Origin of the sequence: Microcoleus anatoxicus (assembly GCF_042465725.1) — a bacterium.
GTDB lineage: Bacteria > Cyanobacteriota > Cyanobacteriia > Cyanobacteriales > Microcoleaceae > Microcoleus > Microcoleus anatoxicus.
Genome location: NZ_CP120853.1, coordinates 330,817 through 357,504 on the forward strand (window position 1 = coordinate 330,817; position 26,688 = coordinate 357,504).

Genomic DNA, 26,688 nt, shown 5'->3' on the forward strand with positions numbered 1-26,688 from the left:
TGCAGCCTGCGAGTACCTAGCTGCCCCAGCAAATAGCAATCTTTAGTAAATAACCATGAAACCAGCAGTATTTCTCGACAGAGATGGTGTGTTAAATATCGAAGCAGGCTACATCCACAAAGTAGAAGATTTGCATTTAATCCCTGGAGTAGCCCAAGCTGTACGCAAATTAAATGACCAACAAATATTTTGCTGTCTAGTTTCTAATCAATCGGGCCCAGCCAGGGGATATTATCCGGTTAGCCACGTAGAAGCTTTGCACGAACGGCTCTGTCAGCTATTAGACCAAGCAGCCGGAGCCAAATTAGATGCTCTTTATTATTGCCCTTATTTGAGTGAAGCAGAAGGGGGAACTAACCCAGAATTTACGCGGTATACAACTTGGCGCAAACCGAATACAGGTATGCTGGTAGCCGCTGCTTGGGAACAGGATTTAGATTTGCGAAATAGTTTTATGGTGGGGGATAAAGCTACAGATGTAGATATGGCTCATAATGCTGGTTGTACTGGTATTTTGGTGCAGACTGGTTACGGTGAAAGTGTTTTGAATGGGGAATATCAGCATCATACTAAACCGGATTTTGTTGCTGAAAATTTAGCGGTGGCGGTGGAATGGATTTTGCCTAAATTTTAATTTTTTTTGATGCTATATCCCACATTATTTGTGATACAGCGCAGGTTTTTTTCCTGTGTTTAAAAGTTTTTTTAACCGCCTAAAGTTCTAGATCTGCTTTTATTTTTGGCACTCAACTGCTTAGCAATGAATGTATAATAATGCAAGGCAAAAAAAATATTGGCCGCACAAAATGCCAAGGTTAAAATAAAGACAAAAAAAGACATCAGTGAAAGTCCATAAATCATGGTGAATAGGGCAAAAATGCTTGAACAAAGCCCAAAACCAGAAGCAACAGAACTGAGAACTAACAACTGCACTTTCGACATAATTTTATTTTTAAATTGGCACTTAAAATTTAGTTTTGCACTTAAAATTTAGTGCTAAATGATACTTACTACTATATAGCTAAATTGTCATGTTTCGGTAAGATTTATTCCGGCTGTAGCAGCCGATCGCCAATCAAAAAGCTCCGACCTCCACAAGCTATGTGCTTTAGAGAGACGGAGCGCTCGATCGCACCATCAGAGAAATCGGTGAGTTTCGATCGAGATTACATTTTATTGAGCTGCGATCGTAATTCTTCCAACTCAGCGTCAATCACCGGACTCGATTCAGAGCTATTAGTAGCAGCAGTTTTACCCGATGCTGGTAATTGAGGTTGAGATACAGAACTTCCAGCCAGTTGGGCTTTCATTTGCGCCAACTCGTCATCGACACCCCCGCCACTTTCGAGCAAGCGGAACTGTTCTTCCAAATTGCTACCACCGGCGGCTAGTTCTGCTGACGCCCCCGCGCGAGCTTCAATCTGCAAAACTTTTTCTTCCATGCGATCGAACGCGGCCATGGAACTGCCAGTATTCAGAGAGCCAATGGTGTTGTTGAGTTGTTCTTGAGCTTTCGCCGCGGATATTCTCGCCTTGAGCATATCCTTCTTTGTCTTAGCTTCTGAAATCTTGCTCTCCAAACCGATCAAGTTGCGTCTGAGACTTTCCACCTGAGTCGATTGCTGTTCTAGGCTAGCTTTTAGAGTAGCCGCCGTTTCAGCATGAGACTTTTTGCGTACCAGTGCTTCGCGCGCCAACGCCTCGTCACCTTTTTGCAGAGCAAGCGCAGCCCGCTGCTGCCATTGGTTCGACTGGGACTCAGCTTGATTGTACTGAGTCTGGGTGCGCTTTTGAGTGGCGATCGCCGCGGCCACGGCTTGACGCAACTGCACCAGGTCTTCCTGCATATCCGTCACAGACTGTTCTAAAATCTTTTCCGGGTCTTCAGCTTTGTTCACTATGTCGTTAAGATTGGCTCTGACGACTCGGCTGATGCGATCGAATAATCCCATAATCCTATTTTTCCTTGGTGAGGTGTACGAAGTAAGCGGAAAGCAGGCTTTAGACACTAGCCTGCGGTTTTGAAATTCGGTTGGTCAGATTTTTAGTGCGATGATCTAGCCTTGGGCAATTTTTGCAAACATATTAATCTAGTTTAAAGGGATCTTCGTAATTGATGTAGCCAAGCTTTGCCAGCTCTATCTACTGAGTTTAGCTTTGATCCGGGAATTCCCCAACTCGCTTCGGGCTACTTGTAGCTACTGCAACAGCAGTCTCAAATAGGATGGATGCTCCAGGCTTCACATTCAGGATGTGGGTGGCTCCCCCGATGGTAACTTAGGCGTATTATTGCCCGGAAGCATTTGCGCTTTCATTGCCGCCAACTGTGCATCGACATCGCCACCACTTTCGAGAGCCAGAAACTTCTTTTCTAAGTCGTTGGTGCCGAGTTCTGCGACCGCCTCAGAGCGAGCTTCTAGCTGCATAACTTTCTCTTCCATCCGTTCAAAGGCGCTCAAACCACTACCTGTATTGAGATTACCCATCATTTTGTCTAGTCTTTCCGAGGCGGCGGCCGATCGAGCTCTGGCAATGTACATATCTTTTTTCGATTTGGCCTCGGAAATTTTACTTTCCAGAGCCCGCATATTTTCTTTAAGTTTAGTGACCACAACATTCTGCTGTTCCAGACTAGCTTTCATCGTGATTGCGGTTTCTTGATAGAATTTCTTGCGAGTCAGGGCTTCCCGTGCTAAATTTTCCTCGTTTTTTTGCAAAGCTAACTGTGCACGTTGATACCATTCTGTGGCGGTGGACTCCGCTTGGGAATACTGGCGTTCCGTGCGTTTTTGAGCAGCAATTGCCCCAGCCACAGCTTGTCTGAGCTGCACCAAATCTTCCTGCATATCAATGGTCGCCTGTTCCAAAATCTTCTCTGGATCTTCTGCTGCTCCCACTAAACTGTTAATGTTGGCTCGAATTACTCGCCAAAGGCGATCGAATAATCCCATTTTGCCTTTCTCCAAATTTTCAATTCTAGATTTTATGAAGAGGAATTAATAACTAAAAATTAAACATGAAAACTTTTAAATTATGCTCTCTTTTAATTTTTAAATTTTTAATTCCCCCTGACTAATTTAAGGCTGATAGTATTGCGGCTTCACCCCTTTTGCTTGCAGCTCTTTCACCAAAAGTTGTGCTGACGCCACATCGTTCAACGCTCCCATTTGGATCTTGACACCCTTTGAAAATTTCCGCACGTAGGCATCGGGCACTACAATTCTGGCTTGTTCTAGGGACTTGGCATCGGTGTAATCGACAACCACGTAATAAAAACCGTCGCTAGCCCGTGCAGGGCTTCCCAGTGTGGCTGCGGGGGCTGCCGATGGCACAGCACGGGATGCAGCCGCAGGAGTTGCTGAATTCGAGGCCAATGGGGAAGGCGTTGGAGGCAGTGTTGGCAATGTTGGGACTGTTTGTGCCACATTAGTCGGACTCGGAAGCAACGCTGTACTGAGATTGTTCAGTCCTTTTTCCCTAATTGTTGGTGGGTTGCCGTCTTCTGTCGGGATGGGGACAGCCCCGCTGGAGTCGCTGACTGCTGCTGGAGTCGGCGGGATTGAGGCTTTGGGCGAGGGGGAAGCAATGGGGCTAGGGGTGGGCTTGACATTGCTCAGGGTACTTAAGTCTAGCTCGACAAATTCCTTGGAAACCAGATTGGGAGCTTTTGGCAGTTCCTTGCTTCCGGTATCAGTTACTTTACTAGCGCTACTTTGGGTCTCCGAGGGTGTGTTGCTTCCCACCAAACGGTTGAGTCCTACCATTTTAGCTAGACTTGATGGGTAAAAGACTGCGTAGCCCAAGGCTGTACAGGATAGCAAAAACAGCAGCATTGAACTTAGTCCCAAGGGAGTCAACAGACTGGCTGCTAAACTTCTTTCCTCGGTCGCCTCGGCTGTTGGTGAGTCCAAACTTTCGATCAGTTTTTCGCTAGATTCGAGATATTTGTTTGGTGGTGGGGTACTGATAAATTGTTTTATAGGTTGGCTCCCGCCCCTAGTGGTTGTGCTTGGGTTCTCACCTGGGCTACCGCCAAGGGATAGGGGTATCGATAGTGATTGCTGGGTTGGCTCCGCAGCCGTTGGTGGCTGGTTTTGACCAGGCTGTTGGTTGGCTGTTTCTGTCTTGGTACCGGGACGCACGGATGGAGACACCCACTGTTCGGCTCGCCGCCTGTGTCGTCTATATATTGTCAGTTCTGTTTCCAGGTTTACATCCAAGCACCCCAGGGCTGCTTGTAAAGCAGGATTGATGGGGGTTGAAGATGATTGATGATTTGGGGATTCCACCGAAGAACGCTTACTCATTAGTAAAACTCCTGCCGCCTCTGAATTAATTTTAATGTTTTGACATTCCTCAGCCTAAAGGCGTGAGGATTCTTCTTTGAGAAGTGTACGCTGGGTTAACGGCTACCGTTATTTTTCCAAGCTTGACCCCAAAATACTCCAACCATTTCCTGAATTGATAGCTGGTAAAAGTATAGGCATTTATGACATGACATGGGAGGCGTTGAGTCCCTCCCCCTTCACTTTTACTTTGAGCGGATTAACCCGCCTCGGCTGAACTACGCCCACGACCTATCCCATCGCTAAAAGCATTTGGGATTGCTTTTCTCAATATATTATAAGACCCGTTAACATCGGCGTTAATCAATCGACCCGACGATGTTCTATACAATCCTCTCTTAATTCGCTGACCACTAAATGTGACATCGAAGGTTCCAATATTCCCGTAGACAGGAATTGGATCTAAATTCAGGAAGTTCGATTTGGAAGTATAGGATTCTTCTTGTTCTATTACATTTATTCCCATCAATTCAGCTTTGTACTTCAACATTTCAATTACGAGCATGAGGAATGTTTACAAAGCTTTGATTAGTTTTCCTTCCTAAATCAAGCTCGTTTTTCCATTGTGCATTTTTGCCAATTACTAGCGTCCCGATATTTTGTGAGCCGAGAACATTGATGATATACCGACTAGCAGAGTGCAAGTAATTATCGACTTTTTGATGGCGACCAGCACGTTTAACCAGACGCACCCGCTTGATCTGATCTATTTGGTAGAAGTTTAAGTCCCATGTCTCTTTTAGTCTTAACTTGCCAATACTCAACAGAACGACAGTTCTTTTTAAACTGCGGATAGCCCTTTTGACCGGGAACTTGTCGTTGGCAATTGTCGTAGAACCGAGCAATTGAACTATAAGCCCGCTCGACAGAGGCTTGACAAGCATGGGAATTTAAAGTTTTGACAAACGAAAATTCAACCCTCAGCGCTGTGTTGTAGCGATAAAGCTCTTTCTGTCCAACACCTCTGTTGTCCATCCAGTAACGGATGCACTTGTTGCGGACAAATTGAGCGGTTCTAATCGCCTCATCTATTTCTGTATATTGGGTTGTTTTTCCTTTGGCTTTAAATTCCAGAACGATCGTTTGACGTGGAAAAACTTGCTCGGCAATATTCTAGCACAAAAAGTCGCCCTAGAAGGGCGAGGCTTGAAACCCAATTTTGGGGTCAATAAGACTACAGACAAATAACTAGGAGGCGATAAAATAGAAAGTTTCGGTAATTGTTGATTTTGATGCCTATGTCCCCGGTTTTTTCACTAGGTGTCTAAGTTGTTTCTGCAATCTAACGTACAGATTACGAAAACCAAAAATATGGTATCGGTGGTGATTTATAAAATCTACTTTTTGTTCCCCATTTGTGCTTTATCTTGATCCCTGTTGGTTTATTAACTTTTTTACAGCTTTTTTAAATCTAAAATGAGGCACTACTAAATCTATTGTTTCTATATATAACAGAATTATAAATAAATTATAAAATTAAATTATGGTTCGGGGATCGCTAAACAGCAGACACCATAAGGGCTGGGATGCTCTAAGACCTCCTAGCTCAACAAAGGAGAATTAGAGATGAAAATGAGAAACCCAAGAACTTTTATGAAAACTCCCTTAACTTCAGCTTGCCGTCACTGTCGCCACTATTTGCCAGAAGGAAGACGCGGTGGTCTTTGTCAGCAGCTCAGCGTTTCGGTTCAAGGTCAGTGGAAAGCTTGTTCTTTGGCGGTTTCACCATTTGGGTCTGCTTGGGAGAATATCGAAGAACTTTCACTATGGCAGGAGCCGATGGTTACTTTTTCTTCGCCAGCCCTCACTCCTGCCGATCGCCACACTTGTCAGTTAGTAGGTACAACATTCACCGAAAAATCAGTTCCCACGGTTTCAGTTTAGTTGGCTCGCAGCAGCACAACTAAACTGGTAGCAACGCCATCGAACTCATTTAATTCCAGCTACGGATCGTCAATCAGAAATATCTGTGACATCAGTCAATAAAAAACTTGTTTTTTCTGGAATTACGGTAGCCAAGGATACTGACTAAAATCCGGTTCTCGTTTTTCTAAAAATGCTTGTTTGCCCTCGGCTCCTTCTTCGCTCATGTAATATAGTAAAGTCGCATTTCCTGCTAGTTCTTGCAGCCCCGCTTGACCGTCGCAGTCGGCATTAAATGCCGATTTGAGACAGCGAATGGCGATCGGACTTTTGTCTAAAATTTCCGAAGCCCACTGAATCCCTTCAGCTTCGAGTTGTTCTACGGGGACAACACAGTTGACTAAACCCATTTCTAAGGCCTGCTGTGCATTGTACTGGCGACACAAAAACCAAATTTCTCGCGCTTTTTTTTGTCCCACAATTCTGGCGAGATAGCTAGCCCCGAAGCCTCCGTCGAAACTGCCGACTTTTGGGCCAGTTTGTCCGAAAATTGCATTCTCCGCAGCGATGGTTAAATCGCAAATTAAGTGCAGAACGTGACCACCGCCGATCGCGTAACCTGCTACTAGGGCAATTACCACCTTCGGCATCGATCTAATCAATTTTTGCAATTCCAGCACGTTTAAGCGGGGAATGCCACCTTCATCTACATACCCGGCTTTACCCCGCACGCTTTGATCCCCACCCGCACAAAATGCGTATTTTCCGTCTGTGTGCGGCCCTGCACCAGTCAACAGAACCACCCCGATTGTGGTGTCTTCCCGCGCGTCTATAAAGGCATCGCACAGTTCAGAGACGGTTTTGGGACGAAAAGCATTGCGCTTGTGGGGTCGATTGATGGTAATTTTGGCGATCCCTTTAGTTTTTTGATAGATAATATCGGAGTAGGTTTTGACGCTTTGCCATTCAATTTCCATAGGTACGTAGGACGCTTTTAATTACTCAAACTTTTAATTATATTCCATTTGCTTTCTCCGGTAACTGCCAACGCTGACATTTTAGTCGCTATGCTGGTAATTATTGCTGCTCTAACAGAGAAAGCAAGTGCTTTGCTGAAGCTGCAAACACGGGCTCCCGCGACTGGAATTCGATCGGAGACAGTAGTTCTTTGACTTCGGCAAAAGCTTCGGGGTCTACAGTTCCTTCTTTGGTAAATAAAGCATCTATGGTGGCAATATGTCTGGGGTCGATGCCCAGTCGCTGTCCCGTGGCCGTTAGGTACATTTGCTCCCGGAGGTCGATGCGTCCGTCTGCTGCTGACATTTCGTAGCCGAAGCAGATGAGCAACAGCTTTTCGGAATCGGAAAACAATGCTGTCAGGGTTAGCAGTTCTGTGGGATTGAAATATACTTGCTGTTTTGAGATGCCAGTGACAATCCGCTGAATCAGTTCTACTCGATCGCGATCGCTGCTAGCAAACACTTTTAGAGTTTTTTGCAACCGTTCTTCTTCTTCCATGGCGATGGTCTTGTCAATAATCATCACTCCCCGGAGAATCGAAATCAGAGCGGCAAGGAATACGATGAGCCCAGTGACATCTGCTTCACGGAGCTTTTGTCGGCTGATGCGGGACAACAAATCAATGACTTCAGCGCTAATGACAGTGGTTTCCATAATTTTCAATTATTCCCGATCGAGTTTTGCTGTAACTTTACTTTGTTTATTTTAAGTGTTTCTAGTTACGTAATTATCCCCAAAATTCCCAACCAAGCTTAGTTAATTCCCTAGGATACTTGTGCCTGACCCAATATTCGATGACTGGGGTTGTCTGAAGCATTTTCAGTATTTAAGTGTTTTGATTTATCTAGGTATAATATTACTCTCACATTGAAATCTTGTTTTGCAATACGGTGAATTCCCAAACAGAACCTTTATTAATTGGCGATCGTAATTATTCCATTCACAGGGGGTGGATGAGTAGAGCTGTGGAACTTGCACTGGCCGCTGGCGATGCCGGTGAAGTCCCCGTCGGTGCTGTGATTGTTGATGGTAGTGGTAAGTTGATTGCACAAGCGCAAAATCGGCGAGAGCGAGACTGCGATCCCACAGCTCATGCAGAAATTTTGGCTCTGCGGGCGGCTGGGCAAGTTTTGCAAGATTGGCATCTCCATCAATGCACTCTTTATGTCACCCTGGAGCCTTGCCCCATGTGCGCTGGTGCTATTATACAGGCTCGGCTCGGTTTGTTGGTCTATGGAGCAGATGATCCAAAAACTGGTACGATTCGGACTGCGGGGAATATTCCAGATAGTGCCTATTCTTGTCATCGCCTAGAGGTGCTCGGAGGAATTATGGAGTCTGTTTGTCGTCAGCAGTTGCTGTCTTGGTTTGAATCCCGCAGGAAAATTTAAAATGTAAAAATCTTACAGCAAGTTGGCTCGTAGAATAAAGAATCCCTGCGCGTTGACGCGCCCGGAGTGTCAATGGGCTAATTAACTGAAATAATAGATCCTTAAGTGTCCGCCCAATGGGCAAAATGCCAATAGCCAAAGTGTCCCGCTCAAAAGACGCAAGATGTACTAAACAACTTATGTTTAGACTTGAAAACTCCATAAAACAGCTTAATTGGTATGAGCCATAAAGCCACCATTGCCCTTAATTCTAGTACCTCATCAAAAAGTGAAACCAATGCCTGCCAAGGTAGCATCTAATACATCTCGCGTTTCTCCTTGGTTAACTTCCTTGCTGTATCCGTTAGGTCACTATGTTGTCCTGCCGTCTTATTTTGGCAAGATACACATCGCAGGACAGGAAAACTTGCCCAAGGACGGGCCTGTAATCTTAGCACCGACGCACCGTTCCCGGTGGGATGCCCTGATGATGCCCTATTCCACAGGACAAAAAGTGACTGGACGAGATTTGCGCTTTATGGTAACAGCCGATGAAGTGAAAGGACTGCAAGGGTGGTTCATCAGGCATTTGGGAGGTTTTGCTGTGGATATCCGGCATCCCGCCATTAGCAGTCTGCGTTATGGCGTAGAATTGCTCATTGCCAAGGAAATGTTGGTCATTTTTCCCGAAGGCGGGATTTTTCAGGATGGTGAAGTTCACCCGATTAAGCCTGGATTGGCTCGTTTGGCAATTCAAGCGGAGTCGAGTACACCCGGTTTGGGGGTAAAAATTGTACCGATGAGTATTCGCTACCGCCCTCGCGTTCCTCGATGGGGTTCTGAGGTGAAAATTGCGATCGGTTCTCCACTTTCGGTGATGGATTATGCTAAATCGGGTAGCACCAAAAAAGAGGCGCGATTGTTGACTGCTGATTTGGAAATGGCTCTCAAAAATCTTGATGAAAGTTGTTAATTGTTAATTGTTAATTGTTATTTTTCATCATGTTCGGTAGGTCAGAATCAATGGATTTTGGTTTGAACTTTAAGCCTGGTCAAATTGTCAGTTTAGAGTGTGGAGATGCGTGTCTGCATTCCGAGGTAATTCAGGTGGTTGAGGCGCGTCAAGTTTGTTGGGTGCGCCCTTTAATGTTAGTTGTATTCTTATCAAAACAGGATTTTGGCGCTCGCCTTTCCCCAGAATACAGTTTGTTGGATTTGCGGGATGGTGCGGATTTGCTTTGGCCTTTAAATTTGTTTCGGGCTGCTTTAGATACGGAAGTCATTTCGCTATTGACTCAGTTGCAGTCTCTGGATTCTCAAAAAAAGGACGGGGTGATTGCATCTAGGCAACTTAGGGATTTTGTCGATCGAGTTTGGACAGCTTTTCCCACAGCTTTTCATTAGTCATTAGTCATTAGTCATTGGTCATTAGTCATTAGTCATTAGTCATTAGTCATTAGTCATTGGTCATTGGTCATTGGTCATTGGTCATTGGTCATTGGTCATTGGTCATCAGTCATTGGTCATCAGTCATTGGTCATCAGTCATTGGTCATCAGTCATTGGTCATTGGTCATTGGTCATTAGTTATCAGTCATTGGTCATTGGTCATTGGTCATTAGTCATTGGTCATTGGTCATTGGTCATTAGTCATTGGTCATTGGTCATCAGTCATTGGTCAACAAACTCTAAAATATTGTTCAATATTTGGCAAAAAAATGTTATCTTTTTACCTCAATTTTGTCTAATTTTTTTAGACCGATCAAAAAGGGGAATACCTACTAAGATACGATCTTGGAGGGATAATTCGCCAAACCCACGATCGCGTTTGCCAAATTTTTCTGCGCTTGCCAATAAAACAGACATAATAATATAGCAACCGCCAAGGCGATTAAGGCAGTAGGGGCTCTCGCATTCCGGCAGATAATTTATGGGTTTTACTCAAGGATTTTCCGCCCGAAGGCGAGAGCCCTTACCCCAAAGTTATGCCTTAACCACCTTGGCGGTTGTTATACAAGCAGCACCAATAACTACCAACTGTCTAAAATACCCATGACTAAACGAAATAAAATAAAACCCAGCTCGCCAGAGAAATATCAATCTAAAATACCGCGTGGGAAAGTTCTTCAGGGTTGAGATTATTGTGAATTACTTTACCATCGCGGAACCACACAACTCGCCGAGTTTGGCGCGCCACTTCCGGTTCGTGCGTTACCATCACCACTGTCATGCCACTTTCATTAAATTCTGTAAAAATATCCATTACTTCTTGAGTAGTTTTCGTATCCAATGCACCAGTCGGTTCATCTGCAAGTAATAATACAGGACGATTGACTATTGCGCGGGCGATCGCGACTCGTTGCTGCTGTCCTCCTGAAAGTTGATTGGGTTTATTTTGCAGCCGACTTTCCAAGCCTACCTTAGTTAAAGCCTCTACAGCCCGTTCCCGTCTTTCCGCTGAGGGAACACCCGCATAAACCATCGGTAACATCACATTTTCTAAGGCTGTTAACTGAGACAACAGGTGAAATTGCTGGAAGACAAAACCTAATTTTAAATTCCGAATTCCGGCCAAGTCTGATTCGGGCATTTGGGCCACATCTACGCCGTCTAGGTAGTAACTGCCGCTCGTAGGTCGATCGAGACAACCGATAATATTCATAGCTGTAGATTTACCAGAACCCGATGCACCCATAATCGAACAATATTCTCCCTGTCTCACCGTCAAGCTGACACCGTTTAAGGCGCGAACTTCTAAGTCCCCAACCCCATAAACTTTGGTGATATCTTCGAGACCGACAATAACTGGTTTTGAGAGGACTTCCTCGTTGACTTCTTGGTAGGTATCAGTTTGTAGTTCAGGCATCTTTTTTTTCTGTGCGATCGACACAACTAACTACTAACTTAACACTTCTGAGCGGTTTTCGGGGGTGGAAGGGCGATGTTTGGACGGTTGCGGGACTTACGCAGGGGTAGTCAAAAACCGGGTTTTTTGACGTAATAATTCGTTAGAGCGCGCGGAAACGATAAAAACCTGGTTTTTTTTGGTGTTGGTGAGTAAGTCCTAAATTAAACCTCTTGCAAAAGTCAAATTTACCCCCCTTAGTCCCCCCTTATTAAGGGGGGAAACAAGAACAATCTTGCTCCCGGACCTTAGTAAGGTCCGGGTTGGGGTGGGGTGCTTTGGATTTTTGCAAGAGTTCTATTAAACAATTTGTGGCTTAAATGCGATCGGGATCTATGTTCAATTCGCGCAATTTTGCGGCCAAACGTTCGGCTCTTTGAGCTTCTTGTTCGGCTCTTTGAGATTCTTGTTCAGCTCTTTGAGCTTCTTGTTCGGCTCTTTGAGATTCTTGTTCAGCACGCTGGCGGTTTAATTCACCCTGTTCCTCCAATTCCGCATAAGAAAGAAACCTTTGTCCATCTGGCCGATAAATTTCTAGCCCATCTTCGCCCAACTCAAATCTTACTCCCAATCTAGGACTAATCCAGCCCTCCATCGGCTCAATTATTTCTAAGTTTCCTTCAATTCTTTGCCAACCACTCAAATCGTTGTTTTCTGGATCGTAAAGGTAATATTCCTCGACTCCATAGCGATTGTAAAACGCAAGTTTTTTGTACATCTTGATTTGGCGATCGTTATGAGAGCGAATCTCAAATACGACTTGGGGAGCAATATTCTCTTCTTGAAATTGCATATAGGAAGGCCGATCGCCCTTTGGTCTACCAAATATTACCATTGTATCCGGTGCTTGAGAAATGTCTGGTCTACCTTGAACTGGATACCAGAGTAAATCGGCTGCTATAAAGACGTTTGGGTCATTTTTGAACAGCGATTCGCAGCCTTCTTTGATTTTGACAATTAATTTGTATTGAATTGTGCTTTCTGCCATTGGTTGACCGTCGCTGGATGGATAAATAATTTGTTCGGTCGTGACTTGCATAGTGGTTGTCTCCGAGAACTATCTAGGTTTAATTATACTATTTTCTGAGCTATCAAAAGTTTGGACTATTTCAAGACTTACGCGCGGGGGCGAGAAACCGGGTTTCTACGAGTTTTGTGTTGGGTGACGAGAAATCTCCGAATTTCTCTAAATTTTCAAGTGCGATCGCCTCTAGTCGATCGCTTTCTAACAACCGCCGTTGATGTTCCTTGGGAATTTCGTAAGCTTGGGGCAGAAATGACTCGTAAATTAAGCGCACATCTTGGAAAATAAAGATTTGCCAAACTTTCAGCTTTTCGCGATAATCGTAGGTATTGCTATCGACGCTGCTTAAATTCAGATTGCTGTAACGTTCGCACAAAGCCTCTTGATATTGCCTCAAATCAAAATCGGGGATTATCCCAGCAATTTCTTGAGTGTTTTTCTGAATGCTGTCCAGATTTTGAGCATTCAAGATATCCCGCAAGTCTTTTGAGTCCAAGAGAATTTCTTGAACTTCGGCGAGATACTGATTGGCGATGGTTTGCCACTTAAATTTGGCGGGTAAAGCAGCTAAATCTAGTTGAGTCCAGGTTTGTTCGAGAAGTTCTGCATCGAGGGATTCGCGATCGCTCTCAAAGGCCTTACCCAAAATTTCCTTAACTGATTTGTTGCCGATAAACTTTTTAACATCTTTAATATACAGCTTAATCTGGTCTTCGGAAAGTCCGCTGATTTTTAACTGCTGTTGCACTAACTCCAAAAACTTTTTGAGGGCTTTCCCCCCTGCGACTTGTCGCGGATCTTTTTCGCCAAACATGACGTTTTTTAGGGAATCTTTGAAAAAATCTTTTACTAAATCCTTCGCGCCGTTTACTGCCAACTCTTCTAAGATGGGTTTGACGAGAATGCCGACTCCTTGCGTTACCCCCCAGACCACAAGCCAATCAATCATAAAGCTAGCCAGACAAATAAATTGATTTCTATAATATAGCAATTCTCAATGATTTGTGAAGCTCAAACAACTGTAGGGTAATTCCAGTGGGATTGGTGTCAAAAATTGCGTTAAACTCGCAGATATCCCGCAAGTCTTTTGAGTCCAAGAGAATTTCTTGAACTTCGGCGAGATACTGATTGGCGATGGTTTGCCACTTCAACTTCTCGTTACACCCACAGTCCGGCAGGGGTTCAAACCCCTGCCTCAAAGCGAAAGTCCTCTAAAGAGGACTAAAAAATATCTCTAATAATTTATCTGGGGTAGGCATCCTGCGTACCCCAGACTTGCTTTTCTGGAAAAATCTAAAGAACTTATTAGTTCTCAACCGACAACTTTCGCATAAAACTAAAAAACTTATCAGTCCTCTTTAGAGGACTTTACCTTTGAGGCAGGGACTTAAGTCCCTGCCGGACTAGCGGAAAATTGGTAAAATTGAGATAATAAACTAGCGACAATTATGACATACGATTACGACTTGTTTGTGATAGGTGCGGGTTCCGGTGGATTGGCGAGTTCCAAGCGGGCGGCATCCTACGGGGCAAAAGTGGCGATCGCCGAAAATGACTTAGTAGGGGGAACCTGCGTAATTCGTGGCTGCGTGCCGAAAAAACTGATGGTTTATGCCTCAACATTTTCGCACCTTTATGAAGATGCGATCGGCTACGGTTGGAGTCCTGTAGAAAGCAGCTTCGACTGGGAAAAACTGGTCACTACCGTAGACACAGAAGTGCGACGACTCAGCAAACTGCACATTAGCTTTCTGGAAAAAGCCGGAGTTGAATTAATTTCAGGATACGCCAAATTTATTGACCCTCACACCGTCGAAGTTGGTGACAAAAAATACACCGCTGCTAAAATCTTAATCGCTGTCGGCGGAGAAGCCCACAGAATTGATATTCCCGGTATCGAACACGCAATTACTTCCCGCGAAATCTTTTTACTACAAGAGCAGCCAAAACGCTTGGCTATTTGGGGCGGCGGCTACATCGGCGTTGAATTTGCCTGCATCATGAACGGTTTGGGAAGTCAAGTAACTCAAATCATCCGGCGCGATCGCATTCTGCACTACTTCGATGAAGAAATTCGCGCCAACGTGCAAGAAGGCATGGTTAAGCATGGCATTGAATTTTTGACAGAAAGCTCGATCGCCAAAATTGAAAAAACAACCGAAGGCTTAAAATTAACCCTGTCAGGAAAATCGGAAGAAACCCTGACAGTAGATGCAGTTTTGTGCGCTACCGGGCGTTTACCCAATTTAGAAAAATTGGGTTTAGAAAATGCGGGAGTAGAAACAGAAAAAGGTGCGATCGCAGTTACCAAAGACAGCCGCACCAGTCAGCCACACATTTTTGCAGTGGGAGACTGTACTAACCGGATTAATTTAACCCCAATTGCGATCGCCGAAGGACGTGCTTTTGCCGATACTGAATTTGGGAATAACCCCAGATCCATTAGTCACGAAAACGTGGCATCGGCCGTATTTTCCCAGCCGGAAGCGGCGACAGTGGGCTTAACAGAAGAGGAAGCTAGAGTCAAGTTTCCCGAATCAATCAAGTGTTATACAGCCAAGTTTAGACCGATGTTTCATGCTTTGACTGGTGCAGATGAGAAAACTTTTGTCAAGTTAGTTGTTGAGACTAATACTGACAGAGTTTTGGGCGTGCACATGGTGGGGAAAGATGCTGGCGAGATTATTCAAGGAATGGCGATCGCGGTTAATATGGGAGCTACCAAGAAAGAATTCGATGCTACTATTGGCATTCATCCATCGACGGCTGAAGAGTTCGTGACTCTGCGATAAATCTTAAATCGGGACTGCCCGCAAATTACTCGTTACCAGGCTCTGCCTCCTGTTTCCCCAGGGAGGCAGAGCCTCTAGATATCGGTTCCCAGGCTCTGCCTGGGAACCAGCTTACCAGTTTCCTCGTTACCAGGCTCTGCCTGGTAACGCAGATCCGGAGGCTCTGCCTCCTGTTTCCCCAGGGAGGCAGAGCCTCTAGATATCGGTTCCCAGGCTCTGCCTGGGAACCAGCTTACCAGTTTCCTCGTTACCAGGCTCTGCCTGGTAACGCAGATCCGGAGGCTCTGCCTCCTGTTTCCCCAGGGAGGCAGAGCCTCTAGATATCGGTTCCCAGGCAGAGCCTGGGAACCAGTTATATCAGTTAAAAAAATTAATTTTAAATCCTTTGAACCTTTTTTGAACCTGTCCTGTCTAAACCCCTCAGATAACGAACTGGTGAGGGATACTTCACAGGTGTTAGGTGTGTCAGCCAATGTTTTAATCGATAACTGTTCCGACTCAGACTTAGTTGCTGAATGCTTAAAGGGCGATCGTACCTGCTTTCGCCACCTTTACCAACGCTATCAACACAAAGTCAGGTCAACCCTTTACCAACTCTGCGGGCCATCCCTGCTTGACGACTTAACGCAAGAAGTATTCCTGCGAGTCTGGAAAGGATTACCCAAACTCAAACACCAAGAGAACTTTTCTACTTGGCTTTATCGAATCACTTGGAATGTAGCTTCTGACCAAAGACAAGCTTTTGCTAAACAACATTCTTTTGATGCCAAACTCAAAAAACAAGCAGAAATCAATTTAGTTGTTGTCAAAGAACATACTTCAGAATTGATGCAGTTGCACTATCAAGATTTAGTGCAGCGGGGATTACAGCAATTGAGCTTTGAACACCGCAGCGTTTTGGTGCTACATGACTTAGAAGACATCCCCCAAAAAGAAGTAGCCCAAATTTTGGGACTACCGGCAGGAACTGTCAAATCTCGCGTGTTTTATGCCCGAAATGCTGTGCGGCAATTTTTGCAAAAAGAAGGTGTCAGCGAGCTATGAATAACCCAAGCAGCGACCAAAAGTTAGTTAATTTCTTGAAGCAACATCGCCCAAATTGTCCAGAAGCTGCGCCCGATTTAGAGTTAAAGCTGTTAGCAACAATAGACAGGAATGAGCAGACAGAAAAAAAGCCAATTTACCGGAAAAAAGTCAGTTCAATTGTATCTAAAAATAGGTCAATTGTTCCCGGTTTCTCCCAGTGGGTTTTTCCTGGAGCAATGGCCGGGATGCTGATACTTTTTGGGTCTGGCTATCGTCTGCTATTCCCCGCACAATTTAACCCAGATGAAGGTGCACACCTAGAAGCCTTTCTAGTAAATAATTGGGAAGATGTGTTGCATGATTATCGCACGGATAATATGAGTGATAGCTCACAAATAGACTGGTTGAATTTTCAGATTCCTGCTGACAGCGAACAGCCCACAAATAACTAATCTTAAAGAGGTAATTTTCATGTCAATGCGTCGTATTTCTACCCTAGCCCTGTTAATGCTGACCCTCGGTAGCGCCACCGTCGCCATCGCAGTTCCCAATCCCCTACCCGCAGAAACTATTGCCCAAAATCAGCGACCAAATCGAACTGGTGGTAAGGAAGGTGGGATGTTCGACAAGCTTAATTTAACTGCCGACCAAAAACAGAAAATGCAGGCTGTTCGCGATCGCTATAAAGACCAAATTTCCCAGCGAATGCAAGCTGTGCGTCAAGCCAGACAAGAATTGCAAACAATGATGAGTGGCACTGCTAGTGCTAGCCAGATCCGCGATAAAAACACCCAAATAAGCGGATTAAAAAAGCAGTTGGATGATGTGAGATTTGAAAGTATGCTGGCAATGCGAGACATCCTCACGCCAGCACAGCGCACCCAATTAGCTGAATTGATGAAGCAGCGCCGCGAAACAGCTAAAAACAGGATGCAAAACGGCGCAAAACCCCAATAATACTCCCATTAAAATCTAGGTTTCTGAGAACCAAGACTTCTTAAATAAGTCTTGGTTTTTGGTGTTATAATTCATATTTATTGTTAAATTTAACAAAAACTGCTGAATGAATCTCCACAACAATTCGAGTTACATTTATTTACACGGATTTGCTTCCAGTCCCGATTCCCTAAAGGCAAAATATTTCCGCGATCGCTTTTCTTCCCTAGCAATTGACCTGAAAACTCCCGATCTCAATCACCAAGATTTTTCCAATCTCACCCTCACCAGGCAATTACACCAAATAGAAACAGCATTTTTGTCGCCCCAAACACTTGGGCCAGTGGCAGAAAATATCAAAAATGTTAGTGAAGTCACCATCATTGGTTCTAGTTTTGGCGGGCTGACAGCAGCTTGGTTGGCCCAACGACAACTATCGGTAAAACAAATAGTTTTGTTAGCACCGGCTTTTGACTTTCTCTCCCACTGGCTGCCCCGATTGGGACAGGAACAGTTACAAAAATGGCAGTCAGAGAAATATTTACCCGTATACCACTACGGCGAACAGCGTTATCTGCCACTGAATTATCAATTTGTGGAAGATATGGCTCAATACCATGAAGAAAAATTAATACGGTCAGTGCCTACGTTAATTATCCACGGTCTGCATGATACAATCATACCGATTCAGGCTAGCAGAAATTTTGCCGCTAACCGTCCCTGGGTGCAATTAATCGAACTAGAAGACGACCATTCCTTGGGAAATTTTCTAGCAGAAATGTGGGAAGCGATTCAAAATTTTTGCCAATTCAACTAAAATTTGATTAATTTGCAACTCTCAACACTCCAATGACTCAAGAAGATCGATCGACTCGCACCTTAGCCGTTGACATTGGCGGCAGCGGTATCAAAGTGATGGTTTTGGACGAGGAAGGCCAACCCCAAACGGAACGCAGTCGCTTAGAAACCCCTCAACCACCAAAACCGGAACCGATACTAGAAGCCATAGCCTCCTTAGCTGGGGGACAAGGGGAATTTGACAGAGTATCCGTTGGTTTCCCCGGAGTCGTGCGTCGCGGGATCACTAAAACCGCCGTCAATTTAGACCCCTCTTGGATCGATTTTGACCTAGCAACTACTCTCAAAGATCGGTTAGGGAAACCAGTACGAGTGGCTAATGATGCCGACATTCAAGGATTGGGAGCAATTGCTGGTAGCGGAGTAGAGTTAGTAGTGACTCTGGGGACAGGTTTCGGTTCTTCTTTATTTGTTAATGGTACTTTAGTCCCTAATTTGGAACTCGGACACCACCCATTTCGGAAAGGGGAAACTTACGAACAGCAATTAGGACGTTTTGCTTTAGATACAGTCGGCACGAAAAGATGGAATCGCCGTCTGGAAAAGGCGATAGTCTCCATGCAAAATCTGTTTAGTTTGGATTACTTATACCTGGGTGGTGGTAATACTAAAAAAATTGTTTTTGAATTGCCAGATCGGGTAAAAATTGTGCCAAATGTGACTGGTTTGTTAGGCGGAATTGCTTTGTGGCGCGATTAAAATAGTCAGTAGTCATTAGTCAGTAGTCATTAGTCAGTAGTCATTAGTCATTAGCAAATCATACCATGCTACCTTTTATCCGAAAAGACTTAGCCCAACTTACGGCATACACTCCCCATCCGGGTGCAGCGTCAGGAGAATCAGCACACTCGGAAAGTGCGATCGATCGCCTAGATACCAACGAATGTCCCTACGACTTACCAGCGGAATTAAAACAAAAGTTAGCTTGGAATTATCAGCAGCTAATTGAGACAAATCGCTATCCCGATGGTGGCCACGCAGCACTGAAAGAGGCGATCGCCCAATACGTCAACGAATCGATCGCTGAATCTATTCATGTCCCCCCCCTTGCTAAGGGGGGGCTTCATGTCCCCCCCCTTGCTAAGGGGGGGCTTCATGTCCCCCCCCTTGCTAAGGGGGGGCTTCATGTCCCCCCCCTTGCTAAGGGGGGGCTTCATGTCCCCCCCCTTGCTAAGGGGGGGCTAGGGGGGGTTCTACCTCCAAAAACTGCCATCACAGCCGAGAATATTTCTGTCGGCAACGGTTCCGATGAATTAATTCGATCGCTCTTAATTGCGACGTGCTTGGGAGCGGTTGGCTCAATTCTGGTTGCCAATCCCACATTTTCGATGTATGGAATCATCGCCCAAACCCTCGGAATTCCCGTTCTCAGTGTTTCGCGAAAACCAGATACTTTTGAAATGGATATCGAGGAGGCTAAAAGGGCGATCCTCTCCGAGGGCTGCGCTAACGCCAAAACCGAAAATCCCCCCGTGCGCGTCGTCTTTGTCGTTCATCCCAATTCCCCCACCGCCAATGCTTTGACAACCAATGAAATAGAATGGCTGTCAACTTTGCCCGAAGATATTTTAGTAGTAATTGACGAAGCCTATTTTGAATTCAGCCAAAACACCTTAGCTGGAAAATTACAAGAACATCCGAATTGGATAATTTTGCGAACATTTTCCAAAGCATTTAGATTGGCATCAATGAGAGTCGGATATGCGATCGCCAATCCCGAACTCACCGCCGCCTTAGAAAAAATCCGCCTTCCTTACAACCTCCCAGCTTTCTCCCAATTAGCAGCAGAATTTGCCCTAGCCCAGCGCCAATTATTGTTAGCAGTAATCCCTGAAACTACATCAGAACGAGCTAAGTTAATTGCAGCGATCGCTCAGCATCAACAATTGCAAATTTGGCCTAGTGCAGCTAACTTTGTCTACCTGCGGGTGAAAGCCGACAATCGTAATCTAGCAGAACAACAACACAAACAAATCATGGAGCAACTAAAAGCTGAAGGAACATTAATTCGCCATACTGGGGGAGGTTTGCGAATTACGGTAGGTAGCCCCCAGGAAAATCAGCGAACTTGCGATCGCCTTTCCCAGATATTGACTTGACAAAAACCTTAAGAAATGGTATGAGATGACCAAAATTAATCATACCATTGTTAACGATCGCTCTGTCGTGCCTGACGAATTGTGTGGGGGAAGACACCGATTAAAAGAGCCAAAGCTCGATCGGGAATTTGTGCCACTGTTTGGATATCAAAATACTGTTCAAACTGAGTTAAAAGCATTTGGGCGCGTTCCAAAGCTTCCGGCTTAGCAGTTAACTGTTCCGTCAACCGCACCCAGTGACGCCGAATCCCAAACGCTTTCTGTCTTGCTTCGGGAGATTCAGGGTAAACCAAACAAAAGTCGCCTACGGGAATTGCTTGCTGAGAGTCAACATCAAAAGCACCCCCGACGGCCGCCCCTGGCCCTGCAAACTCCGCGTGGAAACGTTTAATTAAAATTAGACCGTTCCGGCGACGGCTATCTACCAGCAACAGTTTGCCACTGCTGAGTTCTGCGATGATGTCCGAGGAGTGGGGGTAATCCATCAAATCTCTATTTGGGTGGTGAGATGGCAATGCCAGTGTGGACAATAAAATTATAAAGGTGAAGTAAGTTCGTGTTAAAAGGTGATATCTTGAGTTCGATCGAATATCAAAAGCAGGTAGCGCAAGCCCTAGACACACTCAAAGCGGATCTCCCGACCCTTTTTGAGACAGACATCTCCTACGACATCTACACAAAAGATGTTTATTTTCAAGACCCGGTTAACAAATTTAAAGGAAAAATCAACTACCGAATAATCTTTTGGACTCTGCGATTTCACGGTCAACTATTTTTCACCGAAATTTGCTTCGACCTCCACGACGTGACCCAAACAGCCTCGGATACTATTTTGGCAAATTGGACTGTTCGCGGGGTATTGCGGGTTCCCTGGAAGGCACGGATTTTTTTCAACGGCTATTCTACTTACAAGCTGGATGAAGATGGCTTAATTTACGAACATATTGATACTTGGGACCGATCGCCCGGAGAGATTTTAAAGCAATTTTTCCGCAAGCCAGAAGCAATCAATTAAGGGTAACATTTTTAGGGGCAACCCCGATGGTTGCCCTATTCTTAAGATGGTTGCGTCCCAGACTAATTTAGCCACTGCTTGCTAAATTAGCTTAACCTAAAATCAAGCCCGATCGCGCCGGCAGACTCAATTCTAAATACCGAGTTTCCCCTTCCTCTTTCCAAACAAACTCACCTTGACCAAACAGCACTTTCGGGTGAGCATATTTGAAACTTCGGCCGGGATCTGTGACCTGCATCTCAAAGCTAATATGTGCAGATTCTGTGGCAACATTGACCGCAACCACGATTTCTTCATCCCCCAAGATTCTAGCAAAAACATAAACTGTTCCCTGAGCAAACAAAATTTCATACCCTCCGGTGCGGAGAGCACAGTATTTTTGTCGCAAAGCTATCAATTGCTTGTGGTAATCTAAAACATCGAGTTTCCAATCAGATTTGATAGGAAAACCGCGACGGGAATCTGGGTCGAGAGCACCAGGTAAACCAACTTCATCGCCGTAATAAATGCTGGGAGCTCCGGGAAAAGTTAACAGCAACAAGGTAGCAAGTTCAACACTTTTTTGGTCGCCTCCGGTAATGGACAATAACCGGGCGGTGTCGTGACTGGCTAACAAATTGAGTTGAGTGAGCTGAATCGGCCAAGGATACAACTCTAAAACGTGCTGAATTTTTTCGCCGTACTCCTGAGCAAAAAGTGGGGGATAGGGACGGTAAGCACGACCTTCAATTTGAGCTAAATCTACTCGATCGCCCGCTGTAAAAGCAATAGTCGGACCAGCAAACAGATAATTCATCACCCCATCAAATTGGGTACCGTCGAGCCATTCCCTCGCATCTTCCCAGACTTCGCCCACAATGTAAGCTTCGGGATTAATCGCCTTTACTCGGTCTCGAAATTCCTGCCAAAATCCTGGCGCTTTAATTTCAAAAGGAACATCTAGCCGCCAGCCGTCAATGCCGAATTTAATCCAGTATTCGGCTATTTCCATGATATATTCCCGGACTTCTGGATTGTCGTGATTGAATACAGGTAGCGCTCGATTCCCATCCCAACCGGCGTAATTAGCCGGATAATTGCCATCGTAGGGAGCTAGCGGCCAGCCTTCAATTTTAAACCAATCCAACCAGGGAGAATGGGAGCCGTTTTCGAGGATGTCGTGGAAGAAGAAAAAGCCGCGGCTGGCGTGATTAAATACGCCGTCGAGGACGATTTTGATGTTGTGGGCGTGAGCAGCATCTAGAAGATCTTTAAAAGCCTGATTACCGCCCAACATCGGATCGACTTGATAGTAGTCGTGAGTGTGATAGCGGTGATTGCTCGCCGATTGAAAAATCGGCGTAAAGTAAATGGCGTTAATCCCTAAATCTTGCAAGTAGTCTAGCTGTTCCATCACGCCCCACAAGTCGCCACCTTTGTAGCCTTGCAGGGTCGGGATTTCGTGCCACTCCTCCCACATGAAGTTTTGTAGCAGGCGTTGGCGGGGCTGTTTGCTTTTGGCGAAGCGATCGGGGAATATTTGGTAGAATACGGCGTGTTTAACCCAGTCTGGCGTTTGAATCTGCATACAGTTTTCCTAGCTTGCTATGGCTTAGGCTAATGTAGCAGAGGTTGCTGAGGTATCTAACTTTTGGTAGAAAATACAAGATCTTTTTGAAGATATATTCAATTTAGTGATAAGTATTTAAACTCAAAAATCCCCAATCTAAAATCTAAAATCCAAAATCCAAAGTTTCCCCCTTGTCAAGAAGTCCTCACCATCAGACACTGGACTTGGAGAGTTCATCGGCCCCCTGGAGGAAGTTCCTTGAAAAGAGTATTAGCCATCATTCTCGGTGGCGGTGTAGGCACCCGCCTTTACCCCCTAACCAAACTGCGCGCCAAACCCGCGGTTCCCCTTGCCGGCAAATATCGCCTCATCGATATTCCAGTCAGCAATTGCATCAACTCAGAAATACTCAAAATCTACGTCCTTACCCAATTCAACTCGGCATCCCTGAACCGCCACATTGCTCGTACCTACCAATTTTCCGGCTTCACAGACGGATTTGCCGAGGTACTCGCAGCCCAGCAAACTCAGGAAAACCCTGACTGGTTTCAAGGGACAGCCGATGCAGTTCGCCAGTATCTCTGGCTGCTACAAGAGTGGGACGTTGACGAATACTTGATTCTTTCCGGCGACCATCTCTATCGCATGGACTACCGCAAATTTGTGGAGAGACACCGCGAAACCAATGCTGACATTACCCTCTCGGTTTTGCCCATGGATGAGAAGCGGGCGTCGGATTTTGGTTTGATGAAAATTGACCAAAATGGTCGGGTTGTTTCTTTTAGCGAAAAGCCAAAAGGCGATGCGCTCAAACAAATGCAGGTCGATACCACTACACTGGGACTGACATCAGAACAAGCCAAGGAAAGTCCTTACATTGCTTCGATGGGGATTTATGTTTTCAAAAAAGAGGTTCTGATTAAACTTCTTAAAGAATCCTTAAACCAAACTGATTTTGGTAAAGAGATTATTCCGGCATCGGCAAAAGACCATAACGTTCAAGCTTATTTATTTGACGATTACTGGGAAGATATTGGAACCATAGAGGCTTTTTATGATGCTAATTTGGCGCTAACCAAACAGCCTAAGCCTCCTTTCAGTTTCTACGATGAAAATGCTCCAATTTACACTCGCCCGCGTTTCTTGCCACCGACTAAGTTGTTAGATGCTACGGTGACTGAATCCATTATTGCTGAAGGGTGTATTCTCAAACAGTGCCGGATCGACCATTCTGTGTTGGGAGTTCGATCGCGCATTGAAGCTGGATGTACAATTCAAGACACCCTCGTCATGGGTTCTGATTTCTACGAACCCGATGCCGAACGCCATTCAGCATTGGAAAACAGTGGCGTTGCCCTCGGCATCGGTGCAGATACCACAATTCGCCGCGCGATTGTGGATAAAAATGCACGCATCGGCCGCAATGTTCAAATCATTAATAAAGACCGAGTGGAAGAAGCCAATCGCGAAAGCGAAGGTTTTTACATCCGCAGTGGCATTGTAGTAGTGCTGAAAAATGCCACGATTCCCGATGGAACTATCATTTAGTTATTAGTTATTAGTTATTAGTCATTCGCCCTTACTCACGATCGGTTATTCATTAGTTCTCAGTAGTTTGTTATTGAATTTTCAATCTGTGGCATACCCGATTAGTAACTGATGATAAATGATTGTGAATTAATGAATAATTAACACCGATCGATGAGCAATGACTAATGACTAATGATCGCTCTATATAATTACCCCGGTGGAAAATCGCTGTTGACTATCGCTCTCCATCGCCCCTCGAATTTTGCTAACCTACTTGCTAACTTCTGTGGCGATCGCCCATTAATGAGGCAAAGTCTGTAAAACAGTCTGATCTGATACAGAAATCTTCGCTCTCTTGCGTCTGGCCGCTAGCTTCTGAGTCTGGAGTTTGCGATCGTAGCAAGACTGACAAATATGCTGCCCGCTTCTGAGTACAATCGAGTTCTCGGAAAGATCCTTCCAATCGTCGCAGCAGCCACAAGGCCAGCCCAGCAAATAGTTAATCATCTTGTCACCCTGGTAGTGTGAATAATTTATTGAAATCCCATCCTATCTTAATTTTTTGGAAAGTGTGTGTTCTAGTTAACAAAAAACTCCATAAATGTGCAGTTTGCTGTTGAATTAAATCTATCTATAAGCCATAAAAAATCTGGCTACTAACCCTTGACAAAGACAACATTTTATTGATATGAAGAGTAGCGACAAAATCAGAATACTCCTTTAGACAAACAGCTTTTTTTGGGTTTGGGAATCTAAAAATTAGATGGGCGGTTGTGAACAAGGGAGTTGACTGTAAAATTTTCACCGCTCCCAAAATAGATAAAGACGATCGCGCGCCCGGACTAGGTGAAGACGATCGCCTTCTAGTCATCGATCCCAAAGAGCGATCGTCCGTGACAGTAAACGGGGCGCACCTCAGCGCAGCCACATCCCTAGCATGGCCTCCACCATGCCAAAATGCCCACAGCCGATAATGACTCAACAGCTTTCATGACAACAGTTCCCTAATTTAAAATCTTAAATATCCAATCTCAAATCTGACCAGGTGTGGAAATTGCGGACATAAAGCTTGGAACAACCGCACTCGATCCGCTCCAAACATTTGATAGCCTATAATTTGGATGAGATGCCCCGGGGAACTTTCACCGCCAGCATCAAAATTATTGCCTATCCTGTGAATCTAGGATTTATTGCTTCTAAAAACTAACAAGTAACAACTAATAAAGAGGAGATTGGTAAATGGCTGCAACCGACTTTAAAGACTATTACGCTATTTTGGGACTCAACAAAACTACCAGCGCAGATGAAATTAAAAAAACTTTCCGCAAACTAGCCCGGAAATATCACCCGGACATGAACCCAGGGAACAAGGAAGCCGAAGCTCGTTTTAAAGAAGTCAACGAAGCCTACGAAGTTTTGTCAGACCCAGAAAAACGCAAAAAATACGACCAATACGGTCAATATTGGAAGCAAGCTGCTGCAACGACTGGGGGCTGGCCCGGTGGTGGCGGGCCTTCGGGAAGTGGCCCTACAGACTTTGGTGGGGTGGACTTCAGCCAGTACGGCAGTTTTGATGAATTTATCAATACATTGCTCGGCCGGGGTGGCGGCGCGGGTGCTAGTGCCGGCCACAGTGGTAAGTGGAATTACAGCAACTACCGCACTACCGCAGGGGGTCCCACTGGTTTTGGCGGATTTGAAGATTTTGCGGGGTACGAAAACCGCGCGGCGGGAACCTCTCTCAACACTGAAGTCAGTATTTCCCTGACTTTGGGGGAAGCATTTCGTGGCACTTCTAAGAAAGTCGCCAGCGGGGAAGTTTCGATTCCTGCGGGAGTGAAAACTGGTAGCAAAATTAGGGTCAAAGGCAAAGGTCAAGTCGATCCCTATACGAAGCAGCAGGGAGATTTGTACTTGAAAGTGGAAGTTTTGCCTCATCCTTTCTTCCAGTTTGATGGAGAAAATTTGGTTTGCGAAGTGCCGATAACTCCCGATGAAGCGGTTTTGGGAGCGTCGATTGAGGTGCCGGCCCCGGAAGGTATGATAACGGTAAAATTTCCTGCTGGAATGCGATCGGGACAGTCTTTGCGGTTGCGGGGTAAGGGGTGGCCCAAACCTAACAAAGATGAACGAACGGATCTTTTGGTGAAAATTGCGATCGTACCGCCAAAAGAAATTAGCACTCTAGAACGCGAATGTTATGAAAAAATCAAGGCAAATCGTACTTTTAATCCTCGCAGCCATTTAAACCAAGGCCTGCTTTGACAAACTTTAGTCACCGATACCTGATGAACCAAGGAAGGAATGCAAACCTGTTCTTGGATTTAGGCGGGTTGACAAATATCTAGATGTGAAG

At 45.1% G+C, this 26,688-nt stretch carries 28 protein-coding genes and 2 pseudogenes; 16 read left to right on the forward strand and 14 right to left on the reverse strand.

Going from position 1 to position 26,688, the window contains the following annotated elements; translation table 11 throughout:
- Positions 1 to 55: 55 nt before the first annotated feature.
- Complete coding sequence (locus tag P2A85_RS01440; RefSeq protein ID WP_377477152.1) at positions 56 to 634, forward strand: D-glycero-alpha-D-manno-heptose-1,7-bisphosphate 7-phosphatase; 579 nt, start codon at positions 56 to 58, stop codon at positions 632 to 634.
- A 71-nt stretch (positions 635 to 705) separates the two neighbouring features.
- Here the strand turns inward: P2A85_RS01440 and P2A85_RS01445 are convergent, their stop codons facing one another.
- The 6 genes and pseudogenes from P2A85_RS01445 to P2A85_RS01470 all read right to left on the reverse strand — a co-directional run.
- The gene (locus P2A85_RS01445) at positions 706 to 942 is read right to left on the reverse strand and encodes a hypothetical protein (protein ID WP_377477153.1); all 237 of its coding nucleotides are present in this window, start codon (positions 940 to 942) and stop codon (positions 706 to 708) included.
- Between the two features lie 224 nt (positions 943 to 1,166).
- A complete protein-coding gene (locus P2A85_RS01450; RefSeq protein WP_377477154.1) occupies positions 1,167 to 1,952 on the reverse strand; it encodes a PspA/IM30 family protein in 786 nt (261 codons plus the stop codon).
- 294 nt (positions 1,953 to 2,246) lie between these two features.
- Positions 2,247 to 2,951, reverse strand: coding sequence for a PspA/IM30 family protein (locus P2A85_RS01455; protein WP_377477155.1), 705 nt, complete (start codon positions 2,949 to 2,951; stop codon positions 2,247 to 2,249).
- 126 nt (positions 2,952 to 3,077) lie between these two features.
- A complete protein-coding gene (locus P2A85_RS01460; protein ID WP_377477156.1) occupies positions 3,078 to 4,307 on the reverse strand; it encodes a hypothetical protein in 1,230 nt (409 codons plus the stop codon).
- Positions 4,308 to 4,487: 180 nt separating this feature from the next.
- A pseudogene (locus P2A85_RS01465) lies at positions 4,488 to 5,014 on the reverse strand (IS200/IS605 family accessory protein TnpB-related protein); the annotation flags it as partial.
- Between the two features lie 3 nt (positions 5,015 to 5,017).
- Positions 5,018 to 5,426 (reverse strand): annotated as a pseudogene (locus tag P2A85_RS01470) (RNA-guided endonuclease TnpB family protein); the annotation flags it as partial.
- 513 nt (positions 5,427 to 5,939) lie between these two features.
- Here P2A85_RS01470 and P2A85_RS01475 point away from each other — a divergent pair.
- On the forward strand, positions 5,940 to 6,230 hold the full coding sequence (locus P2A85_RS01475) for a hypothetical protein (RefSeq protein WP_377477157.1): 291 nt from the start codon (positions 5,940 to 5,942) through the stop codon (positions 6,228 to 6,230).
- A 122-nt stretch (positions 6,231 to 6,352) separates the two neighbouring features.
- Here P2A85_RS01475 and menB read toward each other — a convergent pair whose 3' ends face one another.
- Positions 6,353 to 7,186 (reverse strand): 1,4-dihydroxy-2-naphthoyl-CoA synthase, encoded by an 834-nt coding sequence (menB, locus tag P2A85_RS01480; protein WP_377477158.1) that lies wholly within the window; start codon positions 7,184 to 7,186, stop codon positions 6,353 to 6,355.
- Between the two features lie 100 nt (positions 7,187 to 7,286).
- Positions 7,287 to 7,883 carry a TerB family tellurite resistance protein gene (locus P2A85_RS01485; protein ID WP_340549968.1) on the reverse strand — a complete coding sequence of 199 codons (597 nt, stop codon included), beginning with the start codon at positions 7,881 to 7,883 and terminating at the stop codon, positions 7,287 to 7,289.
- Positions 7,884 to 8,182: 299 nt separating this feature from the next.
- Here P2A85_RS01485 and P2A85_RS01490 point away from each other — a divergent pair, with 299 nt between their 5' ends.
- From P2A85_RS01490 to P2A85_RS01500, 3 genes are all read left to right on the forward strand, one after another.
- Entirely contained in the window at positions 8,183 to 8,620 is a 438-nt protein-coding gene (locus tag P2A85_RS01490) for a nucleoside deaminase (protein ID WP_340519433.1), read from the forward strand.
- 277 nt (positions 8,621 to 8,897) lie between these two features.
- Positions 8,898 to 9,572 carry a lysophospholipid acyltransferase family protein gene (locus tag P2A85_RS01495; RefSeq protein WP_377477159.1) on the forward strand — a complete coding sequence of 225 codons (675 nt, stop codon included), beginning with the start codon at positions 8,898 to 8,900 and terminating at the stop codon, positions 9,570 to 9,572.
- 50 nt (positions 9,573 to 9,622) lie between these two features.
- Positions 9,623 to 10,003: a hypothetical protein gene (locus P2A85_RS01500; RefSeq protein ID WP_377477160.1), complete on the forward strand. Its 381-nt coding sequence runs from the start codon at positions 9,623 to 9,625 to the stop codon at positions 10,001 to 10,003.
- A 696-nt stretch (positions 10,004 to 10,699) separates the two neighbouring features.
- Here P2A85_RS01500 and P2A85_RS01505 read toward each other — a convergent pair.
- The 4 genes from P2A85_RS01505 to P2A85_RS01520 form a co-directional block, all read right to left on the reverse strand.
- The gene (locus tag P2A85_RS01505; RefSeq protein WP_377477161.1) at positions 10,700 to 11,464 is read right to left on the reverse strand and encodes an ABC transporter ATP-binding protein; all 765 of its coding nucleotides are present in this window, start codon (positions 11,462 to 11,464) and stop codon (positions 10,700 to 10,702) included.
- A 355-nt stretch (positions 11,465 to 11,819) separates the two neighbouring features.
- Complete coding sequence (locus P2A85_RS01510) at positions 11,820 to 12,542, reverse strand: Uma2 family endonuclease (protein WP_341739031.1); 723 nt, start codon at positions 12,540 to 12,542, stop codon at positions 11,820 to 11,822.
- A 70-nt stretch (positions 12,543 to 12,612) separates the two neighbouring features.
- On the reverse strand, positions 12,613 to 13,476 hold the full coding sequence (locus P2A85_RS01515) for a hypothetical protein (protein ID WP_377477162.1): 864 nt from the start codon (positions 13,474 to 13,476) through the stop codon (positions 12,613 to 12,615).
- 28 nt (positions 13,477 to 13,504) lie between these two features.
- On the reverse strand, positions 13,505 to 13,678 hold the full coding sequence (locus P2A85_RS01520; RefSeq protein WP_377477163.1) for a hypothetical protein: 174 nt from the start codon (positions 13,676 to 13,678) through the stop codon (positions 13,505 to 13,507).
- A gap of 297 nt (positions 13,679 to 13,975) precedes the next feature.
- Between P2A85_RS01520 and gor the strand changes: the two genes are divergently transcribed.
- From gor to P2A85_RS01555, 7 genes are all read left to right on the forward strand, one after another.
- Complete coding sequence (gene gor, locus P2A85_RS01525) at positions 13,976 to 15,319, forward strand: glutathione-disulfide reductase (RefSeq protein WP_377477164.1); 1,344 nt, start codon at positions 13,976 to 13,978, stop codon at positions 15,317 to 15,319.
- Positions 15,320 to 15,772: 453 nt separating this feature from the next.
- Entirely contained in the window at positions 15,773 to 16,363 is a 591-nt protein-coding gene (locus tag P2A85_RS01530) for a sigma-70 family RNA polymerase sigma factor (RefSeq protein ID WP_377481222.1), read from the forward strand.
- Positions 16,360 to 16,797 (forward strand): hypothetical protein, encoded by a 438-nt coding sequence (locus tag P2A85_RS01535; protein ID WP_377477165.1) that lies wholly within the window; start codon positions 16,360 to 16,362, stop codon positions 16,795 to 16,797. The genes P2A85_RS01530 and P2A85_RS01535 overlap by 4 nt, the downstream gene beginning before the upstream one ends.
- Positions 16,798 to 16,816: 19 nt before the next feature.
- Positions 16,817 to 17,302 (forward strand): Spy/CpxP family protein refolding chaperone, encoded by a 486-nt coding sequence (locus tag P2A85_RS01540; RefSeq protein ID WP_377477166.1) that lies wholly within the window; start codon positions 16,817 to 16,819, stop codon positions 17,300 to 17,302.
- Between the two features lie 106 nt (positions 17,303 to 17,408).
- Positions 17,409 to 18,098 (forward strand): YqiA/YcfP family alpha/beta fold hydrolase, encoded by a 690-nt coding sequence (locus P2A85_RS01545; RefSeq protein WP_377477167.1) that lies wholly within the window; start codon positions 17,409 to 17,411, stop codon positions 18,096 to 18,098.
- 32 nt (positions 18,099 to 18,130) lie between these two features.
- Positions 18,131 to 18,838 (forward strand): ROK family protein, encoded by a 708-nt coding sequence (locus tag P2A85_RS01550; protein ID WP_377477168.1) that lies wholly within the window; start codon positions 18,131 to 18,133, stop codon positions 18,836 to 18,838.
- A 65-nt stretch (positions 18,839 to 18,903) separates the two neighbouring features.
- A complete protein-coding gene (locus P2A85_RS01555; protein ID WP_377477169.1) occupies positions 18,904 to 20,238 on the forward strand; it encodes a histidinol-phosphate transaminase in 1,335 nt (444 codons plus the stop codon).
- 50 nt (positions 20,239 to 20,288) lie between these two features.
- Here the strand turns inward: P2A85_RS01555 and P2A85_RS01560 are convergent, their stop codons facing one another.
- A complete protein-coding gene (locus P2A85_RS01560) occupies positions 20,289 to 20,723 on the reverse strand; it encodes a hypothetical protein (RefSeq protein ID WP_371116724.1) in 435 nt (144 codons plus the stop codon).
- Between the two features lie 89 nt (positions 20,724 to 20,812).
- Here P2A85_RS01560 and P2A85_RS01565 point away from each other — a divergent pair, with 89 nt between their 5' ends.
- Positions 20,813 to 21,253 (forward strand): DUF2358 domain-containing protein, encoded by a 441-nt coding sequence (locus tag P2A85_RS01565; RefSeq protein WP_377481225.1) that lies wholly within the window; start codon positions 20,813 to 20,815, stop codon positions 21,251 to 21,253.
- A gap of 91 nt (positions 21,254 to 21,344) precedes the next feature.
- Here P2A85_RS01565 and P2A85_RS01570 read toward each other — a convergent pair whose 3' ends face one another.
- On the reverse strand, positions 21,345 to 22,820 hold the full coding sequence (locus P2A85_RS01570) for a glycoside hydrolase family 13 protein (RefSeq protein ID WP_377477171.1): 1,476 nt from the start codon (positions 22,818 to 22,820) through the stop codon (positions 21,345 to 21,347).
- A gap of 240 nt (positions 22,821 to 23,060) precedes the next feature.
- Between P2A85_RS01570 and P2A85_RS01575 the strand changes: the two genes are divergently transcribed.
- From P2A85_RS01575 to P2A85_RS01585, 3 genes are all read left to right on the forward strand, one after another.
- Positions 23,061 to 24,350 carry a glucose-1-phosphate adenylyltransferase gene (locus P2A85_RS01575; protein WP_377477172.1) on the forward strand — a complete coding sequence of 430 codons (1,290 nt, stop codon included), beginning with the start codon at positions 23,061 to 23,063 and terminating at the stop codon, positions 24,348 to 24,350.
- Between the two features lie 755 nt (positions 24,351 to 25,105).
- Positions 25,106 to 25,306: a hypothetical protein gene (locus P2A85_RS01580; protein WP_377477173.1), complete on the forward strand. Its 201-nt coding sequence runs from the start codon at positions 25,106 to 25,108 to the stop codon at positions 25,304 to 25,306.
- Between the two features lie 265 nt (positions 25,307 to 25,571).
- Complete coding sequence (locus P2A85_RS01585; RefSeq protein WP_377477175.1) at positions 25,572 to 26,597, forward strand: DnaJ C-terminal domain-containing protein; 1,026 nt, start codon at positions 25,572 to 25,574, stop codon at positions 26,595 to 26,597.
- Positions 26,598 to 26,688: the final 91 nt, after the last annotated feature.

Bases quoted from the DNA above. Each gene is read 5' to 3' on its own strand.
- P2A85_RS01440 (WP_377477152.1), top strand. From the start codon at position 56: ATGAAACCAGCAGTATTTCTCGACAGAGATGGTGTGTTAAATATCGAA.
- P2A85_RS01445 (WP_377477153.1), bottom strand. From the start codon at position 942: ATGTCGAAAGTGCAGTTGTTAGTTCTCAGTTCTGTTGCTTCTGGTTTT.
- P2A85_RS01450 (WP_377477154.1), bottom strand. From the start codon at position 1,952: ATGGGATTATTCGATCGCATCAGCCGAGTCGTCAGAGCCAATCTTAAC.
- P2A85_RS01455 (WP_377477155.1), bottom strand. From the start codon at position 2,951: ATGGGATTATTCGATCGCCTTTGGCGAGTAATTCGAGCCAACATTAAC.
- P2A85_RS01460 (WP_377477156.1), bottom strand. From the start codon at position 4,307: ATGAGTAAGCGTTCTTCGGTGGAATCCCCAAATCATCAATCATCTTCA.
- P2A85_RS01475 (WP_377477157.1), top strand. From the start codon at position 5,940: ATGAAAACTCCCTTAACTTCAGCTTGCCGTCACTGTCGCCACTATTTG.
- menB (WP_377477158.1), bottom strand. From the start codon at position 7,186: ATGGAAATTGAATGGCAAAGCGTCAAAACCTACTCCGATATTATCTAT.
- P2A85_RS01485 (WP_340549968.1), bottom strand. From the start codon at position 7,883: ATGGAAACCACTGTCATTAGCGCTGAAGTCATTGATTTGTTGTCCCGC.
- P2A85_RS01490 (WP_340519433.1), top strand. From the start codon at position 8,183: ATGAGTAGAGCTGTGGAACTTGCACTGGCCGCTGGCGATGCCGGTGAA.
- P2A85_RS01495 (WP_377477159.1), top strand. From the start codon at position 8,898: ATGCCTGCCAAGGTAGCATCTAATACATCTCGCGTTTCTCCTTGGTTA.
- P2A85_RS01500 (WP_377477160.1), top strand. From the start codon at position 9,623: ATGGATTTTGGTTTGAACTTTAAGCCTGGTCAAATTGTCAGTTTAGAG.
- P2A85_RS01505 (WP_377477161.1), bottom strand. From the start codon at position 11,464: ATGCCTGAACTACAAACTGATACCTACCAAGAAGTCAACGAGGAAGTC.
- P2A85_RS01510 (WP_341739031.1), bottom strand. From the start codon at position 12,542: ATGCAAGTCACGACCGAACAAATTATTTATCCATCCAGCGACGGTCAA.
- P2A85_RS01515 (WP_377477162.1), bottom strand. From the start codon at position 13,476: ATGATTGATTGGCTTGTGGTCTGGGGGGTAACGCAAGGAGTCGGCATT.
- gor (WP_377477164.1), top strand. From the start codon at position 13,976: ATGACATACGATTACGACTTGTTTGTGATAGGTGCGGGTTCCGGTGGA.
- P2A85_RS01535 (WP_377477165.1), top strand. From the start codon at position 16,360: ATGAATAACCCAAGCAGCGACCAAAAGTTAGTTAATTTCTTGAAGCAA.
- P2A85_RS01540 (WP_377477166.1), top strand. From the start codon at position 16,817: ATGTCAATGCGTCGTATTTCTACCCTAGCCCTGTTAATGCTGACCCTC.
- P2A85_RS01545 (WP_377477167.1), top strand. From the start codon at position 17,409: ATGAATCTCCACAACAATTCGAGTTACATTTATTTACACGGATTTGCT.
- P2A85_RS01550 (WP_377477168.1), top strand. From the start codon at position 18,131: ATGACTCAAGAAGATCGATCGACTCGCACCTTAGCCGTTGACATTGGC.
- P2A85_RS01555 (WP_377477169.1), top strand. From the start codon at position 18,904: ATGCTACCTTTTATCCGAAAAGACTTAGCCCAACTTACGGCATACACT.
- P2A85_RS01560 (WP_371116724.1), bottom strand. From the start codon at position 20,723: ATGGATTACCCCCACTCCTCGGACATCATCGCAGAACTCAGCAGTGGC.
- P2A85_RS01570 (WP_377477171.1), bottom strand. From the start codon at position 22,820: ATGCAGATTCAAACGCCAGACTGGGTTAAACACGCCGTATTCTACCAA.
- P2A85_RS01585 (WP_377477175.1), top strand. From the start codon at position 25,572: ATGGCTGCAACCGACTTTAAAGACTATTACGCTATTTTGGGACTCAAC.